13 protein-coding genes are annotated in these 15,602 nt (G+C 58.0%); 5 read left to right on the forward strand and 8 right to left on the reverse strand.

All coding sequences use genetic code 11. The features are described from left to right. Positions 1 to 210: 210 nt before the first annotated feature. A complete protein-coding gene (locus VCA57_RS06545) occupies positions 211 to 969 on the reverse strand; it encodes an SDR family oxidoreductase (RefSeq protein ID WP_411184161.1) in 759 nt (252 codons plus the stop codon). A 175-nt stretch (positions 970 to 1,144) separates the two neighbouring features. On the opposite strand from VCA57_RS06545, the gene VCA57_RS06550 reads away from it, so the two are divergent. The 4 genes from VCA57_RS06550 to groL all read left to right on the forward strand — a co-directional run bounded on the left by VCA57_RS06550 (position 1,145) and on the right by groL (position 4,601). Next, complete coding sequence (locus tag VCA57_RS06550; RefSeq protein WP_411184162.1) at positions 1,145 to 1,876, forward strand: HugZ family protein; 732 nt, start codon at positions 1,145 to 1,147, stop codon at positions 1,874 to 1,876. Positions 1,877 to 1,939: 63 nt separating this feature from the next. Continuing rightward, positions 1,940 to 2,389, forward strand: a complete 450-nt coding sequence (locus VCA57_RS06555; RefSeq protein WP_411184163.1) for an FxsA family protein — start codon at positions 1,940 to 1,942, stop codon at positions 2,387 to 2,389. 215 nt (positions 2,390 to 2,604) lie between these two features. After that, complete coding sequence (locus VCA57_RS06560; RefSeq protein ID WP_411184164.1) at positions 2,605 to 2,898, forward strand: co-chaperone GroES; 294 nt, start codon at positions 2,605 to 2,607, stop codon at positions 2,896 to 2,898. A 59-nt stretch (positions 2,899 to 2,957) separates the two neighbouring features. After that, positions 2,958 to 4,601, forward strand: a complete 1,644-nt coding sequence (groL, locus tag VCA57_RS06565; protein ID WP_411184165.1) for a chaperonin GroEL — start codon at positions 2,958 to 2,960, stop codon at positions 4,599 to 4,601. 77 nt (positions 4,602 to 4,678) lie between these two features. Here groL and VCA57_RS06570 read toward each other — a convergent pair whose 3' ends face one another. Further along, the gene (locus VCA57_RS06570) at positions 4,679 to 4,921 is read right to left on the reverse strand and encodes a hypothetical protein (RefSeq protein WP_411184166.1); all 243 of its coding nucleotides are present in this window, start codon (positions 4,919 to 4,921) and stop codon (positions 4,679 to 4,681) included. 264 nt (positions 4,922 to 5,185) lie between these two features. Between VCA57_RS06570 and VCA57_RS06575 the strand changes: the two genes are divergently transcribed. Further along, positions 5,186 to 5,413, forward strand: coding sequence for a hypothetical protein (locus tag VCA57_RS06575; protein WP_411184167.1), 228 nt, complete (start codon positions 5,186 to 5,188; stop codon positions 5,411 to 5,413). 62 nt (positions 5,414 to 5,475) lie between these two features. Here the strand turns inward: VCA57_RS06575 and VCA57_RS06580 are convergent, their stop codons facing one another. The 6 genes from VCA57_RS06580 to VCA57_RS06605 form a co-directional block, all read right to left on the reverse strand. Continuing rightward, positions 5,476 to 8,523 (reverse strand): multidrug efflux RND transporter permease subunit, encoded by a 3,048-nt coding sequence (locus VCA57_RS06580; RefSeq protein ID WP_411184168.1) that lies wholly within the window; start codon positions 8,521 to 8,523, stop codon positions 5,476 to 5,478. 28 nt (positions 8,524 to 8,551) lie between these two features. Next, complete coding sequence (locus VCA57_RS06585; protein ID WP_411184169.1) at positions 8,552 to 9,682, reverse strand: efflux RND transporter periplasmic adaptor subunit; 1,131 nt, start codon at positions 9,680 to 9,682, stop codon at positions 8,552 to 8,554. Positions 9,683 to 9,870: 188 nt separating this feature from the next. Next, a complete protein-coding gene (locus tag VCA57_RS06590) occupies positions 9,871 to 11,496 on the reverse strand; it encodes a methyl-accepting chemotaxis protein (protein WP_411184170.1) in 1,626 nt (541 codons plus the stop codon). A gap of 200 nt (positions 11,497 to 11,696) precedes the next feature. Continuing rightward, on the reverse strand, positions 11,697 to 12,806 hold the full coding sequence (locus VCA57_RS06595) for a DUF1513 domain-containing protein (protein WP_411184173.1): 1,110 nt from the start codon (positions 12,804 to 12,806) through the stop codon (positions 11,697 to 11,699). A 146-nt stretch (positions 12,807 to 12,952) separates the two neighbouring features. Then, a complete protein-coding gene (locus VCA57_RS06600; protein WP_411184171.1) occupies positions 12,953 to 14,014 on the reverse strand; it encodes an imelysin family protein in 1,062 nt (353 codons plus the stop codon). Between the two features lie 10 nt (positions 14,015 to 14,024). Next, on the reverse strand, positions 14,025 to 15,437 hold the full coding sequence (locus tag VCA57_RS06605; protein WP_411184172.1) for a di-heme oxidoredictase family protein: 1,413 nt from the start codon (positions 15,435 to 15,437) through the stop codon (positions 14,025 to 14,027). Between the last annotated feature and the right edge of the window lie 165 nt (positions 15,438 to 15,602).

Genomic DNA, 15,602 nt, shown 5'->3' on the forward strand with positions numbered 1-15,602 from the left:
GGAATAGCCGCTGCGAAGCGTTCGCAGCGGCTAAAAACACTGAAATATGCGAGATACTGATCGTTTTTTGGTCAGTTGCCGTTTTAAAAATCAGCAAGGGCTGAAGTCGACCGGAAATACAGGGCTACTTCAGAGCATCCTGAGCGGGCTTTTTATTGCCCGCTATTTATGGCAGGCGGCTTCAGGCGACGTCAATCCGTTTGCCTGCGATTACAGGCGTAGGCCACCGTCTAGCTCCAGAATGCGGCCGGTGTAGTAGTCGTTTTCCAGGATGTAGGCCACCGAGTGAGCGATTTCGGCTGGTTTGCCCATGCGCCGCAGCGGGATGACCGAGGTCATGCGCTCCAGCGCTTCCGGCTTCATGCTGGCAACCATCTCTGTTTCAATAAAGCCCGGAGCAACGCCAGCGACACGAATGCCGTAACGCGCCAGCTCCTTGGCCCAAACCACGGTGTCAGCGGCTACGCCGGCCTTGGCGGCCGAATAGTTGGCCTGACCGATATTCCCGGCGCGTGAAATCGAGGAGATATTGATGATTGCGCCTTCGTTTTTCAGCTCAATCATTTTCGCCGCCACTTCGCGGGTGCAGAGGAACACGCCGGTCAGGTTGACGTCGATTACCGACTGCCACTGGGCCAGGCTCAGCTTGGTTATTTCGCCATCCTTGACCTTGATGGTCAGGCCGTCACGCAAGATGCCGGCGTTGTTGACCAGGCCATTGATCGCGCCGAAGTCTTCAGCAACCTGGGCGATGGTATGGGTGACTTGCTCTTCATCGGCGACGTTGCACAGGTAGGCACGGGCTTCTACGCCCAAGGCCTTGCAGGCGCTCACGGCCTCGTCGAGTTTTTCCTGGTTCAGGTCGACCAGCGCCAGTTTCGCGCCTTTTTCTGCCAGATATTCCGCCATGGCGCGGCCCAGGCCCTGGCAGCCGCCAGTGATGATGATGACTTTATCTTTGAGCTGCATTGCGTATCCCTCAATAGTTAGAACCACGTTGAGCTCAGCTGTGTAGGCCATTCGTGCATGCTCAATGGCCATTTGCGAGATCATCAACGGGTCTTCGGTGTAACCTTGCGGGCGCTGTAATCAGTTTTTTAAACGCCTGTCCGTTTGTGACGGATTCTATGCAAGGAGTCATAAGGTGAGCGTGAAAGCCGGCAAGCATGCCCGAGAATTGCTGCTCAAGGAATACCGTGGCGTGCTCAGCACCCATTCCAAGGCCATGCCGGGTTTCCCTTTCGGCTCAGTAGTGCCCTACTGTTTGGACGCCGAAGGCTATCCACTCATATTGATCAGCCGTATTGCTCAGCACACCAATAACCTCAAGCAAGACAACAAGTGTTCGCTGCTGGTGGGCGAACGTGGCGCGGAGGATGTACAGGCGGTTGGTCGGCTTACGCTACTCGCGCACGCAAGACAATTGGATGACGATGGGCAGATTGCTGCGGCTGCGCTGCGCTATTACCGCTACTTCCCCGAGTCACGTGGTTATCACCAGGCCCATGATTTTGATTTCTGGCGGTTGGAACCGGTGCGTTGGCGTTATATCGGCGGATTTGGTGCGATTCATTGGCTGGATCAGGTGGCGTTGGCTAACCCCTTTGCCGGCGACAGTGAAGTCAACATGCTTGAACACATGAATAGCGATCATGCCGCGGCCATCGCCCGCTATGTTGAGCTGGCTGGTTTACCCTGCCATGAGCCGGCTGAGTTGGTCGGTATCGACAGTGAAGGTTTCCATCTGCGCATCGGTCTGGGTGTGTACTGGCTGGCCTTTCCAACATCCTGTAACAGTCCACTTGAGGTGCGTCAGGCCTTGGTGGCGCTGGCACGGGCTGAAGTTTGGCCGACCGACGGTCAGCCTTCAGCTTGAATTCAGCTCAACACCCCATACTTCACTCTTACTGGAAGCTGATCTTCCGTTAAGGAATCTTTGATGCGTGCTTTTCTGTTTCTCTTCTTGCTGTTCCCATTCATTGAATTAGCCTTGCTGATCCAAGTAGGGAGCGCTATCGGTGTGCTGCCGACCCTGCTGCTGGTTGTTGGTAGTGCAATTATTGGCAGTATCTTGCTGCGCGTTGCTGGTGTCGCAACGGCCTGGCGTGCCCGTGAGAAGCTTGCCCGTGGCGAGTTGCCTGAGCAGGAAATGCTTGAAGGCCTGCTGATTGCCGTCGGTGGTGGCCTGCTGCTGTTGCCGGGGTTTATCAGCGATATCTTCGGCGTGCTTTGCCTGATCCCCTTTACTCGCCGTCTGCTGGTTAACAAGGTGCGCCTGCGTGCTGCGGAGCAGGCCATGCGCCAGCGCGCCTTTTTCGACGACCAGGCTGCACGCTCCGGGCAAGTCCGCCCCAATGTGTTGGAAGGCGAGTACGAGCGCCGCGACTAACGCTGAAAACCCGCGTGAGTTTGTAAAAAAACTCACCCTCAGCCCTTGAAATATCCTTGCACGCCCTTATGTAGCGGACACCGCAAGGTTTTTTGTCACTCAGACAAATCAGACTTCAGCGTTACGCCTGGCGTAGCGCTACCGGCCTAGCCGGATTTTGCTAACCCGCCGGTGAAAACACCGGTCGAACAACCATCTATTGGGAGAGATCGACAATGAAGCTTCGTCCTCTGCATGACCGCGTCGTAATCCGTCGCAGCGAAGAAGAAAAGAAAACCGCCGGTGGCATCGTGCTGCCAGGTTCCGCTGCCGAGAAGCCTAACCAGGGCGAAATCGTGGCTGTAGGTACTGGCCGCGTGCTGGACAGCGGTGAAGTGCGTGCTCTGGCCGTTAAAGTCGGCGACAAAGTGGTATTTGGCCCTTACTCCGGCAGCAACACCATCAAAGTTGACGGTGAAGACCTGCTGGTAATGAGCGAGAACGAAATTCTCGCTGTTGTTGAAGGTTGATTTCAGCGCTACGTCGCTACGAATTCCGCTCTATTTGAACGAATTAAGGAATAACCATCATGGCTGCTAAAGAAGTTAAATTCGGCGATTCCGCCCGCAAGAAAATGCTCGTTGGTGTAAACGTTCTGGCTGACGCCGTAAAAGCCACCCTCGGCCCGAAAGGTCGTAACGTGGTTATCGAGAAGAGCTACGGCGCTCCGACCATCACCAAAGACGGTGTTTCTGTTGCTAAAGAAATCGAGCTGAAAGATCGCTTCGAGAACATGGGCGCTCAGCTGGTTAAAGACGTTGCTTCGCGCGCTAACGATGACGCAGGCGACGGCACCACCACCGCTACCGTTCTGGCTCAAGCCATCGTCAACGAAGGCCTGAAAGCCGTCGCTGCCGGCATGAACCCAATGGACCTCAAGCGCGGCATCGACAAGGCGACCATCGCCATTGTTGCCGAGCTGAAGAACCTGTCCAAGCCTTGCGCTGACACTAAGGCCATCGCTCAGGTCGGTTCGATCTCCGCTAACTCCGACACCTCCATCGGCGAAATCATTGCCGAAGCCATGGAAAAAGTCGGTAAAGAAGGCGTGATCACCGTTGAAGAAGGCTCGGGCCTGGAAAACGAACTGTCGGTTGTTGAAGGCATGCAGTTCGACCGTGGTTACCTGTCCCCTTACTTCATCAACAAGCCAGACACCATGGTTGCCGAGCTCGACGGCCCGCTGATTCTGCTGGTTGATAAGAAGATCTCCAACATCCGTGAGCTGCTGCCAGTTCTCGAAGCTGTAGCCAAGTCCGGCCGTCCGCTGCTGATCGTGGCTGAAGACGTTGAAGGCGAAGCCCTAGCGACTCTGGTTGTGAACAACATGCGCGGTATCGTTAAAGTCGCTGCCGTTAAGGCACCAGGCTTTGGTGATCGTCGCAAGGCCATGCTGCAGGACATCGCTGTGCTGACTGGCGGTACCGTCATCTCCGAAGAGATCGGTCTGAGCCTGGAAAGCGCCACCCTGGAGCATCTGGGTAACGCCAAGCGCGTCATCCTCAGCAAAGAAAACACCACCATCATTGACGGTGCTGGCGTTCAGGCTGATATCGAGTCTCGCGTACTGCAGATTCGTAAGCAGATCGAAGACACTTCGTCCGACTACGACAAAGAGAAGCTGCAAGAACGTCTGGCCAAGTTGGCTGGCGGTGTTGCCGTGATCAAAGTCGGTGCCGGTACCGAAGTTGAAATGAAAGAGAAGAAAGCCCGCGTTGACGACGCCCTGCACGCAACCCGCGCAGCCGTTGAAGAAGGCGTGGTACCTGGCGGCGGTGTGGCACTGGTTCGCGCTCTGCAAGCCATCAGCGAACTGAAAGGCGAAAACGCTGATCAGGACGTCGGTATCGCGCTGCTGCGTCGTGCTGTTGAAGCACCGCTGCGTCAGATCGTTTCCAACGCTGGCGGCGAGCCAAGCGTAGTGGTCGACAAGGTCAAGCAAGGTTCAGGTAACTACGGCTTCAACGCCGCCACCGATACCTACGGCGACATGATCGAGATGGGTATTCTCGATCCGGCTAAAGTCACCCGTTCGGCTCTGCAGGCTGCAGCTTCCATCGCCAGCCTGATGATCACCACCGAAGCGATGATCGCTGAAGTGGCTGAAGACAAGCCTGCTGGTGGCGGTATGCCAGACATGGGCGGCATGGGTGGCATGGGCGGCATGATGTAAGTCAGCCTGGCACCTAGCAGGCTGCCGCCAGGCAGCTTGCACGTTGTAAAGAAAACCCCGTGTCTGTCACGGGGTTTTCATTTTTCTGCGTTATAACCGTCCAGCACGGCAAAGCGGTACGCCAATTGCTTTGTGTAATAGGTGCTCCCGGACTGGAGCCTGTCAATTTGCGCGGTGTTGCAACGCAGCATTGCCGCTTCTTGTTTTGACCTCACCTGGATGTGCTCTACCACGCGGTTTTTTGCGCTGTCGGTGGAAGGTCTAGCGGTTACCTTGGTTTTAAAACTATTGGTTCTATATTGCTTGGTGCTGATGCGCATGGGCAATTAAGTGACTTCGCGGTTGTTACCGGCAGTGCAGGTGATACCAGAATTAACCTTGAAAATTGGCGTAACGGTTGAACCATTCAGCACAAGGCTGCTCGAAGCCAGGCTGAACGAACGGTGCCTTGATCAGGATGATCTGTACGGCGGTGCTTTTGAGGCCGCGAATAATGACCACTGGTCGCGAGTTGCGACGGTAGGGTTATCAGTTATCTAGATTAAGCGCATGGTGTTCAGCTGCGCGATCAAGAGGTTGTAGTGATGAAGTTAGAAATCGCACGAGGTTTGTTCTTGGTGGCGGCGCTCAGCGTGGCTTCGCTCGCGGTAGCGGCCTGGCAAGAGGCCAGCCCGCAGGTCATCACTCATAACGAGCAACTGGGTTATTGCCCGTTGCCGCCTCAAATACGAGCGAGCCAAGCGGTACGTCCAGATCAGGACTTGCTGCTGTTTATGTTCGGCTTATCCCTGGGAGTGCGCTCTCAAGGTTGATAACGCTAGCAGGAACCCACGTTTAGACAATAAAAAGCCCGGCTCAAGAGCCGGGCTTTTTGTCAGTGCGCTTTGGCCTCTTTGGACGGCGCGTCGGGCTGCGCCAGTAAGCTGTACACACAGGGCAGCACAAACAGGGTGAACAGCGTGCCGATCGACATACCTGTGGCGATCACCATACCGATGTCGAAGCGGCTTACCGCGCCGGCACCGCTGGCAAGGATCAGTGGCACCATGCCAAAGACCATGGCCGCCGTGGTCATCAGTACTGGGCGCAAGCGAATTGACGCAGCTTCCTCAACCGCTTCACGGCGCGATAGACCTTTCTCGCGGCGCAGTTGGTTGGCGAACTCGACGATCAAGATACCGTGCTTGGTAATCAAACCAATCAGCGTCACCAGGCCAACCTGGGTGTAGATGTTCATACTCGACAGGCCGAGGAACAGCGGAATCAGCGCGCCACAAATCGACAGCGGCACCGTGACCATGATGACCAGCGGGTCGCGGAAGCTTTCAAACTGCGCCGCCAGCACCAGGAAGATCAGCGCCAGTGCCAGGCCGAAGGTGATGTATAGAGCGTTGCCTTCCTGCACCAGCTGGCGCGAGGCGCCGGCAAAGTCGTAGGCAAAGCCTGCAGGTGCTTCTTCCTGCATGATCTGTGTCACCGTTTCGATTGCCTCACCCATGCTGACAATCGGCACACCCTGGATGATCGCTGAGTTGAGCTGCTGGAACTGGTTGAGCTGGGTCGGGCGTGCGCGGTCGCTGACTTTTACCAAGGTCGACAGGGCCAGCATCGCGCCGCTTTCGTTCTTCACGTAGTAGCTGCCTAGCCACTCCGGGTTATCACGGTAAGCGCGCTCGACCTGGGCAATCACCTTGTAGCTGCGGCCGTCGATGGTGAACCGGTTGATTTCACCTTCACCGAGCAGGCTGGCCAGAGTCAGGCCGAGGTCTTCCATGGAGACGCCCATCTGTGCGGCTTTTTCACGGTCGATTTCCACCACCACTTCCGGCTTGTCAAAGGCCAGGTCAACATCGAGGAAGGCAAATTTGCCGGATTCTACGGCGCGTTTTTTGACCTTTTCCGCCACCTGCAGCAGCGATTGGTAGTCGCTCGGGGTGTTGATCACAAACTGGAACGGCAGCCCCTCGCCGGTGCCCGGCAGGGAGGGCAGGTTGAAGCCGAAGATCTGCAAGCCGGCAATTTGCGACAGGCGACCTTGCACCTCCGGCAGAATCTCCATTTGCGTGCGTTCACGTTCGTTCCATGGCGTCATCAGAAAGCCGCCAATACCCGATTGCACACCGTTGAAACCGTTGATCTGGAACGAGGAGTAGTACTCGGGGAACTCCTTGAATATGGTCACGAACTCGTCGGTGTACTTGTTCAAGTAGTCCAGGTTGGTTGGTTGCGGCGAACTGCTCATCATGAAAATGATGCCTTGGTCTTCTTCCGGGGCCAGTTCGCTTTTAGTGAACTTGAGCAGTACGGGGATCAGGCACATGACGATCACCGCGAACACCAGCACCACCGGGCGAGTGTCCAAGGTGCCATGCAACGCTCGTTGATAGCGTTGCTTGAGACCGTCGAAAATCTGGTCAAGCTTGTGCGCCAGGCCAGACGGGTTCTCTTCATGGCGCAGCAGCTTTGAGCACATCATCGGTGACAGAGTTAGAGCAACGATGCCGGAGATGATCACCGCGCCGGCCAGGGTCAGGGCGAACTCCTTGAACAGTGCGCCCGTAAGCCCTTCGAGAAAACCGATGGGCGCGTACACCGCCGCCAGGGTGATGGTCATCGAAACTACCGGTACGGCAATCTCGCGTGCGCCCTCAATAGCTGCGTCGAAGGGTGTTTTGCCTTCTTCGATATGCCGGTGGATGTTCTCCACCACGACGATGGCGTCGTCCACCACCAAGCCGATGGCCAAGACCATGGCCAGCAACGTCAGCAGGTTGATCGAATACCCCATCAGTTGCATAAAGAACAGCACGCCGATCATCGATAGCGGGATGGTAATTACCGGAATCAGTACCGAGCGGAATGCGCCAAGGAACAGGAACACCACCACGATGACGATCAGTACCGCTTCAACCAGGGTCTTTACTACCTCGTCGATGGACGCCTGGATAAACAGCGTGGCGTCGTAGGCGATAGAGACCTTCAGGTTCGGTGGCAGCTGAGCTTCCAGGTCGGGCATGACCTTGCGCACTTCTTTGATCACATCCAGCGGGTTGGCCCCGGGCGTGCCCTTGATGGCGATGTATACCGACGGCGTGCCATCGAAGGAGCTGATTGAGTCGTAGCTTTCCGCGCCCATTTCCACCCGTGCCACATCGCGGATCAGCACCCGGCTATCGCCGACGGTTTTCACTGGAATGGCGGCGAAGGCATCTGCGGACTTGAGGTCGGTTTCGGCGTTGATGCTGGTGACGACATATTCGCCTTTCACTTCACCTGCAGCCGCGAGGAAGTTGTATTTGCGCACCGCATCGTTGACGTCGCCGGCGGTCACGCCGTAGGCACCCATCTTCACGGGGTCGAGCCACAGGCGCATGGCAAATACTTGGTTGCCGAGAATCTCGGCCTCGGCCATGCCAGGCAGGGTGGCCAGCTTCGGCTGGATGACCCTCGACAGGTAGTCGGTAATTTGCGGGTTGGACAGCTCATTGCTGTAGAAGCTGACGTACATCAGCGCCGTGGAGTCGGCTGCTTCTTTGCTCAGTACCGGGTCTTCGGCATCCTTCGGCAGCTGGTTTTTTACCTCGTTGGCTTTGGCCAGCAGTTCGGTGAACAGACGGTCACTGTTGGCACCGATGCGCGCATAGATCGAGATGATCGACACGTTCTGCCTGCTTACCGATGTCATGTAGTCGATGCCGTCGGCACTGGCCAGACTCTGCTGTAGCGGTTGAGTGATGTAGCCCTGAATGGTTTCGGCATTGGCTCCGGGGTAAGCCGTAGTCACCGTGATCAGGGCGTTCTCCATCTGCGGGTACTGGCGAATGGTTAGTTTGCTGAATGCCTGGAAGCCAAGCAGGATGATCAACAGACTGACCACGGTCGCCAGTACCGGGCGACGGATAAAGGGATCAGTAAAAGCCATATCTAAGTTCCTTTACGCCAATTGCCGATTACTCGACGTTAGGCTTGGCCTGCGCGTTGGCGATGCTTACATGGGCACCGTTATCCAGTTTCAGCTGGCCGGCGGAAACCACCTGCTCACCTACTTTCAGGCCTTTGAGAATAACCACCAGGCCCTCACGGCGTTCACCGGTTTCAACGTAGCGGCGCTCGACGCTCAGTTCGGCTTGGCCTTTGTCGTCTTTGACGACCTTGCCGTCTTCATCTGTCTTCTCATTGATGACGTACACCGAATTGCCATAGAGGGTGTAGGTGATGGCGGTTTCTGGCACGACGATCAGGTTTTGCTCGCCGGGCAGTAGCACGTCCAAGTTGGCGAACATACCGGGCAGCAGTTTGCTGTCTGGATTTACCAGCATGGCGCGCACCTGCACGTTACGCGTGGTGTCTTCGACCTTGGGGTTGATCGCGGCGATTTCGCCCTCGAATACCTCATCCGGGTAAGCGGCCACGCTAAAGCGCACGCGTTCGCCTATGGCCAGTTTCGGCACGGCCTGCTCAGGCAGGAAGAAGTCGACGTAGAGCTTGCTCAGGTCCTGCAGGGTGGCAATGGTGGTGCCTGAGGAAAGGTAATCCCCGACATCGATCTGGCGAATACCGATGGTGCCGGCAAAGGGCGCGAGAATGCGTTTTTTCGCCAGTTGCGCCTGCAGTTGGGCAACGCTGGCGTTGGCTTTTTGCAGTTCGGACGAGAGGCGGTCGAACTCACTCTTGGAGATGCTCTGGCGGTTGATCAGGCTGCGGCCACGCTCGAACTCAACGCGGGCCAGGCCCAGTTCGGCCTGAGCCGTGGCCAGGCTGGCCTGCTCGACGTCGCTGTCCATCTGAATCAGTGGCTGTTGTCGGGTGACCTGCTCGCCGGAGCGGAACAACACTTGTTGCACGGTGCCGACGACTTCAACCGTCAGGTCAACACCCTGGAAGGCTTTCAGCGTACCGATAGCCGGTAGTCGGCCTTGCCACGGGCGTTCTTCAGCCGTCGCGGCATCGATACTGATGGCCGGTTGCGGTGCTGAGAACATCTGTATTTGTTGATAGATGGAGAAGCCTTTGTAGGCGGCTAAGGCGAGTACCACGACGAGTACTGCACCGAGCATGATCAGCATGCGGCGGAGCAACATATTCCGGTTCCTTGGCAGAGCAGTTGAATGGCCTGGGAATAGGCAAGGCGGGAACATTAGACCCCCGCAATGGGTGTGTCAAAGGTTCTCATTTAGCAAGTGTTACAAGTGCGGTTTGGCCTGGGTAACAGGTTTTTTGCAGAAAAATGCCAGCATTTCCTGGCATTTTATCTGTGCCTGTGACCGAGTTAGGCGCTGAGGCGCTGGGTCACTTCATTCAGTTGTCCGGACAGTTCGTGCAGGTTTTTGCCGGCACTTTCAGTACGTTGGACATGCTGCTGATTGGCCGTGGCGATATCGGTAATTTCGGTGAGATTGCGCGAGATGTCTTCGGCTACCGAGGTCTGCTCTTCGGCAGCAGTGGCTATCTGCCGGTTCATGTCGCGAATTGCTTCCACGGCGCTGGTGATCAACTGCAGGGTAGTGCCCGCTTCTGTGACTTGAGTAACCCCAGCCTCGCTGCGCTGCTGGCCACTTTCGATGGCGCGCACCGCATTTACTGCGCCGGTTTGTACGGTGTCGATGATCTGGTGAATTTCTGCGGTGGATTCGGCGGTACGTTGCGCCAGGGTGCGTACCTCATCCGCCACCACGGCAAAACCGCGACCTTGGTCGCCGGCGCGGGCGGCCTCAATGGCGGCGTTGAGTGCCAGTAGGTTGGTTTGCTCGGCGATGCCGCGAATCACTTCAAGCACTTTGCCAATACGCCCGCTGTCCGTTTCCAAGCGGCGGATGACGTCGGAGGTGTTGCTGATCTCGCTACGGATGTCGGTGATGGTCTGAATCGTGGCTTGCATTACCGTTTCGCCCTGGCGAGCGGCATTGTCGGCGGCATCAGCGGCGCTCGCTGCTTCTGCGGCATGGCGCGCAACCTCTTGGGCGGTGGCAGACATCTCGTGCATGGCGGTGGCAACTTGGTCGGTGCGTGAGAACTGCTCGCGGGTACCCTGCGCCATCAGCGTGGCAATCGAGTTGAGCTCACCGCTGGCGCTATCCAGATCAGCAGTACTGCGCTTTAGGCGGGTGAACGTGTCGGCGAGGAAATCACGAAGGATATTCGCGGCGACGGCCAAATTACCTAGCTCATCCTGGCGCGTGGACGCCACATGCTGGCCGAAGTTGCCGTGACTCAGCTGGGTGATATGTTCGATCAGTTCGCGGATTGGGTTGATCAGGTTACGGTTGATCAACCACAGACTGAAAATCCCGATGACCGCAGCCGCACCGAGCATCAACAGCGTACCTAGGGCGATGGTGCGCTCAGCCGTGGCGTTAATCTGAGTGGCTTGCTGAAGACCTTGTTCGTGTAGGTGGTTGGCCAGTTCTTCAAGCTGCTGGGCTGTGTTGCGGTCGATTCCGGAGACGGCTTTGTCGCCGGCTTTGGCATCCGCGCCTGCTGCCAGAAAGGCGTCGCGGCCTTTGCGGTAGTTGCTGCCGAGGCTCTGGTGTTCGTTGCGTAGGGTGTCAATTTTGTTTTTCAGTGCAGGGTTTTCTGCGAGTAGTTTGCCAAGCTGAGCGAGATTGTCCTGTACCTTGCGCTCTTGCGCTTCAAACTGCCCCCAGTACTTGTCCAGTTGGGCTGGATCGCTGCCACGCAGCAGGACGTTCTTCCACTCCTGCACCTGGGTTTTGAAGTTTAAGTTGGTTGTATCGATCAGCGCTGATGCTTCCAGTGGCCCTTCGATCAGCCCGCGATAAGCCTGCATACCGCTGGAGAGAAAGCTGAAGCAGGCCAATGCGGTAAGCAGAATCAACGCCAAGCTACCGCCCAGGAGGGCGAGAATTTGCGCGCGTAAGGATTTTTGCAGAAACATAGCGATACCCCTGGGTGTGGGAGCTGGATGCCAGTGACGCTAATTGCGCCCTAACTGCGAATATCCCTATCGACTGGTATCAGGTAGGCCGTGGTGAGCGGCCACTCAGGAGTATAGATCGGCTCTGCGGCAGCGTTCTTTAACGTGCTGCGGGTGTGTTGCAGGACTAAGAGCGGGGCGCGTAGCCCTGCGCTGGCCCTTCAAGCCAAGCGCAGGTGGTTATCCCACAAACCAGCAGGTAGTTGCAGGGGGCTGCTGGCGATTTTGTTGTTGCGACAGTCATACAGGCGGCAACGACCAACACCACTGCTGACGACGAAACCCTCGCTTACGGCGCCAACGCCGGCGCAATCAGCCAGTGGTGCATCGAGACGCAACTCTGTGCTGTCCAGGTCCCAGATAAACACCCGATTACCGCGCGGCGCAGTCAAGGCCAGCAGACGCTGTTCGCTATTGATTGCCACGCTGGCGGTGTACTGCTGCATCAATTGACGTTGTGCGTCGGCCACAGGGAAGTGCTGAAAGGGCTGGCCAGGGCGCTTGATCGCCAGCAGCGGTACCTTGTCGCTGAGTTCGCCCATGTATTGCTGGCCGGTGACGATGGTGCCGTCGCTGGCGACGGCCATATGCCGCACGCTGTTCATCTGCTCCGGCAACTGCTCCTTGCTGATCAGGCTACCGTCGCGGCGCATCAGTACCAGGCTGGGTTCCATGGTGTTTAGGTTCATTTCCACTCTACTGTCGGCTTCGGTGCGGATGCCACCGTTGGCCACAACCAGGGTTTCACCATCTGGTAGCCAGAGCAGCTGGTGTGGGCCGAGGCCGTGAGTCGACAACTCGCTGCTGCGCTGCAATTGCTCACCTTGCAGACGATAGACACCCAGTACGCCACGGCCGGGGTCGCTGGTGTCGTTCTCTGTGGCGTAGAGCCATTCACCGTCTTTGTGGAACACCGCGTGGCCATAGAAGTGGCGCTGTGCCGGCGAGTTAAGGGCTTGCAAAAGACGCCCGTCGCGGGTGTCGATCAGGTAGCTCTGGGTGCTTGGGCGACGGCCGACAAACAGGGCCATCGGCAGGAACGGGTGGGGCACAACGTCATGGCAGCGCTCACTGACCTGGGTGGCAAATACCTGGCTGCCATCCAGCCGGTAGCCGACGGCGAAGTGCTTGCCGGTGCTGTCGTTACGTGCCGAAAGCAGCAGCGGCTGCGCGCCGTTGTGCATCAAGGTCCAGCCACCAAACGCGCTGGCAGCGATTGCCGTGGTGGCCAGTGCGGCGGCGCCTAGGCCGAGAAATGTGCGGCGATTGATCTGCATGACGAGGATTGGCTCCCGTTTCGTTCATGCTCGTGCCAGAGCTTTTGAGGGCGAAAAAGGCACGAGAGGCAAGGTTTGCGCTATTGCAAGTGAGTGCCGCGAGACGCGCTAAGGTGTCTCGCGGCGAAGCGGGGCAGCCCTTAGTCACCGTCATGGGCGTTGAAGCCCAGTTGAATGCCCAGTGTTTTCGCCAGTTCCGACTCATGCAGGCGATGCAGGGTGTTCAGGCTTTCATACAGCGCGGTTAGCTCGCTGCGCCCGTCTTCGTCGCTGAGCAACTCACCGAGTGGTCGCTTGGCATCGGCCAGGCGCTGGCGGGTGTCGCTGTAGGCCGCATTGATGCGCGCTTTCAGTTCATCGTGTTGGCTGCCGAGCAGGGCCTGGATACCGTCTTGCTGGGCACCCAGCCAGATGCGCTCGGCGCTGGCCAGGCTGGCGGCGAGGTTGGCCAGGCTGGCCTTGCTGCGCCAGGCTTCGGCTTGGTAAGGCTGTGGCTGGCCTTTGGTCTGGCGGCCCATTGGCGTGCCGAGTTTCTTTTTCAGCCCATCGATGGCGCTGACCTGAGTGCGCAGCAAGTCGGCCACCGCTTCTGGCGCTTCGGCGTAGCGCGCATTGGGGAAGTCCTTCAGCTGTGCGGCCATACCATCCTTGCTCTGCCAATTGATCAGAACGTTGGCGGATAGGGTTTGCTGGTGCTCGCCGACGGCGATCAGCAGCGGGCAGTAGCGCGCCTTCTGTTCGGCGTTGTTGAGGTCGATTGCCGAATCGAACAGCAGGTATTCATAGGCGGTCAGGCCTTGCACCACGACGCTGGATTTATCCAGATCGGCCGAGGTCAGTGCAGGTTTGCTGTTAAGCAGCGCCTCAACCTGACGTGCTACCAAGTTCTTCTTGTCCGGCCAGAACTGCACCTGCCAGGCAAGGTTGCCTTCTGACAGGGGACCAATGGCTACGGGTTGTATGGCCGCCCAGGCGCTTTGCGCACTGGCGAACGCCTGGCGGGCGTCGACCAGGCTCTGTTGGTCGCTGCAGAAGGCCTGCGCGCTGCTCGCCAGTTGCCGATCTGCCTCGCTCCAGGCGCTGTAGATTGGCAGTATCACGCCATCGGTAAGGGCACGGCTAACCTGCTGCTGCGGGTTGCTTGGGCTGCAGGCCGCGAGGGTCAGGCTGAGCGCGGCAAGGGTGAGGGGTGAGCGGATCATCTACGGCTCCTTACAACGAATTCAAAAAGGCCAACAGCGCAGAGCGCTCATCGACATTAAAAGTCAGGACCTGTTGCTTGGCTGCTTCGGCTTCGCCGCCATGCCAGAGAATAGCCTCCAGTAGGTTGCGGGCGCGGCCGTCATGCAGGAACTGAGTGTGGCCGTTGACCGTTTCCGTCAAGCCGATTCCCCACAATGGCGGCGTGCGCCATTCCTGACCGCTAGCGAGGAACTCCGGGCGATTGTCGGCCAGACCTGCGCCCATGTCATGCAGCAGCAAGTCGCTGTAGGGGCGAATCGTCTGATTGGCCAGTTCTGGCTCGGCTGCGTCGGCGGCGGTGGTGAACTGTGGCGTATGGCAGCCCTGACAACCGGCCTGGTAGAACAGGTTTTTGCCGGCGAGCACCTGTGGCGTGCCTACGCCGCGCCGCGCTGGTACGCCCAGGTTGCGCGAGTAGAACAGCACGCTGGCGAGAATGTTGTCGCTGACTTCAGGCTCGCCGCCATTGGGGGCGTTGCGGCAGTCTTGCTGGGCCTCGGTGCAGCTGTCATGGGCAATCAGGCTGGTGGTCAGGCCCATGTCGTTGGCAAAGGCCTCGGCATTTTGCTGGTTGAGCGTGGGTTGCCCGGCTTTCCAGCCGAAACGACCGAGTACGGTGCGCTGTTGAGCGCGGTCCCATACCTGATTGGCACGCCCGGAGATGCCATCGCCATTGCGGTCATCCGGGTCGGCATTGGCCAGGATCGCTGCTTCGGGAATGGCTTCCAGCAGGCCAAGGCCTATCATCGGTGGGGCCACTCGGGCGGAAAACAGCGTATCGGGGTGCAGCGGCCCGTAGTTGAGCTGAGTGATTTCCAAGCTGGGTTTGCGTAGCTCGACCTGCTGGCCATCGGCAAAGCTGACCAATTGCATGCTGTAGCTGACGCGCACTTTGCCTTCAGGGGCGATACCTGGGTTGGCCATATCTTGCAGTTGGCCACCGTAAGTCGGTTCTGCCAGTACACCGAGGCGGCGGATAATCTCGGCATGTTCACTGCCTGCCGGAATCGACAGGCGTACCAACATGGATGCCGCGCTCTGCGCATTCGGTTCTGGTGGGTGGCCGCGACCGTCCTTGATATGGCAATTCTGGCAGCCGTTGGTATTGAACAGCGGGCCGAGGCCGTCGCGCGCCGTGGTAGTGGCAGGCGCGGTTACCCACGGGTTACGGAAGAAGCTGTTGCCGACGCTGAAATCGAGGCGGCGCGACGGTGCGAGATTGGCCGACGGCTGGGAGAAGGAATTCTGATCAGCCTTACGCACAGTGGCGCTACCGGCAGAGAGGGCTTCGCCAGGCTCTGCTTTAGTGAAGCGTGGTTGTTGTTCGCAGGCGACCAAGGCGAGGGCCAGAAGCGGATACAGGCAGCGCAGGTGCGGCAACATCGGTGAATTATCCGGGCGAGCAGGAAAGAGGCGGCAAGATTAGCAGGCTAACGGAATTTAAATAAGATGGATTAGCATTTCTAATGCGGGTCAAAAGGTCGCGGAATGGGCGCAGGGTCTGTTGCCGTTTCATCGCGAGCCGCGTGGCCGCGAGTGAAACGGCAA

This window comes from Pseudomonas sp. (assembly GCF_046581935.1).
In the GTDB taxonomy this organism is placed as follows: domain Bacteria; phylum Pseudomonadota; class Gammaproteobacteria; order Pseudomonadales; family Pseudomonadaceae; genus Aquipseudomonas.

What these genes read in the sequence shown, in the direction of transcription:
- VCA57_RS06545 (WP_411184161.1), bottom strand. Translation starts at nt 969, where the DNA reads ATGCAGCTCAAAGATAAAGTCATCATCATCACTGGCGGCTGCCAGGGC.
- VCA57_RS06555 (WP_411184163.1), top strand. Translation starts at nt 1,940, where the DNA reads ATGCGTGCTTTTCTGTTTCTCTTCTTGCTGTTCCCATTCATTGAATTA.
- VCA57_RS06560 (WP_411184164.1), top strand. Translation starts at nt 2,605, where the DNA reads ATGAAGCTTCGTCCTCTGCATGACCGCGTCGTAATCCGTCGCAGCGAA.
- groL (WP_411184165.1), top strand. Translation starts at nt 2,958, where the DNA reads ATGGCTGCTAAAGAAGTTAAATTCGGCGATTCCGCCCGCAAGAAAATG.
- VCA57_RS06570 (WP_411184166.1), bottom strand. Translation starts at nt 4,921, where the DNA reads ATGCGCATCAGCACCAAGCAATATAGAACCAATAGTTTTAAAACCAAG.
- VCA57_RS06575 (WP_411184167.1), top strand. Translation starts at nt 5,186, where the DNA reads ATGAAGTTAGAAATCGCACGAGGTTTGTTCTTGGTGGCGGCGCTCAGC.
- VCA57_RS06580 (WP_411184168.1), bottom strand. Translation starts at nt 8,523, where the DNA reads ATGGCTTTTACTGATCCCTTTATCCGTCGCCCGGTACTGGCGACCGTG.
- VCA57_RS06585 (WP_411184169.1), bottom strand. Translation starts at nt 9,682, where the DNA reads ATGTTGCTCCGCCGCATGCTGATCATGCTCGGTGCAGTACTCGTCGTG.
- VCA57_RS06590 (WP_411184170.1), bottom strand. Translation starts at nt 11,496, where the DNA reads ATGTTTCTGCAAAAATCCTTACGCGCGCAAATTCTCGCCCTCCTGGGC.
- VCA57_RS06600 (WP_411184171.1), bottom strand. Translation starts at nt 14,014, where the DNA reads ATGATCCGCTCACCCCTCACCCTTGCCGCGCTCAGCCTGACCCTCGCG.
- VCA57_RS06605 (WP_411184172.1), bottom strand. Translation starts at nt 15,437, where the DNA reads ATGTTGCCGCACCTGCGCTGCCTGTATCCGCTTCTGGCCCTCGCCTTG.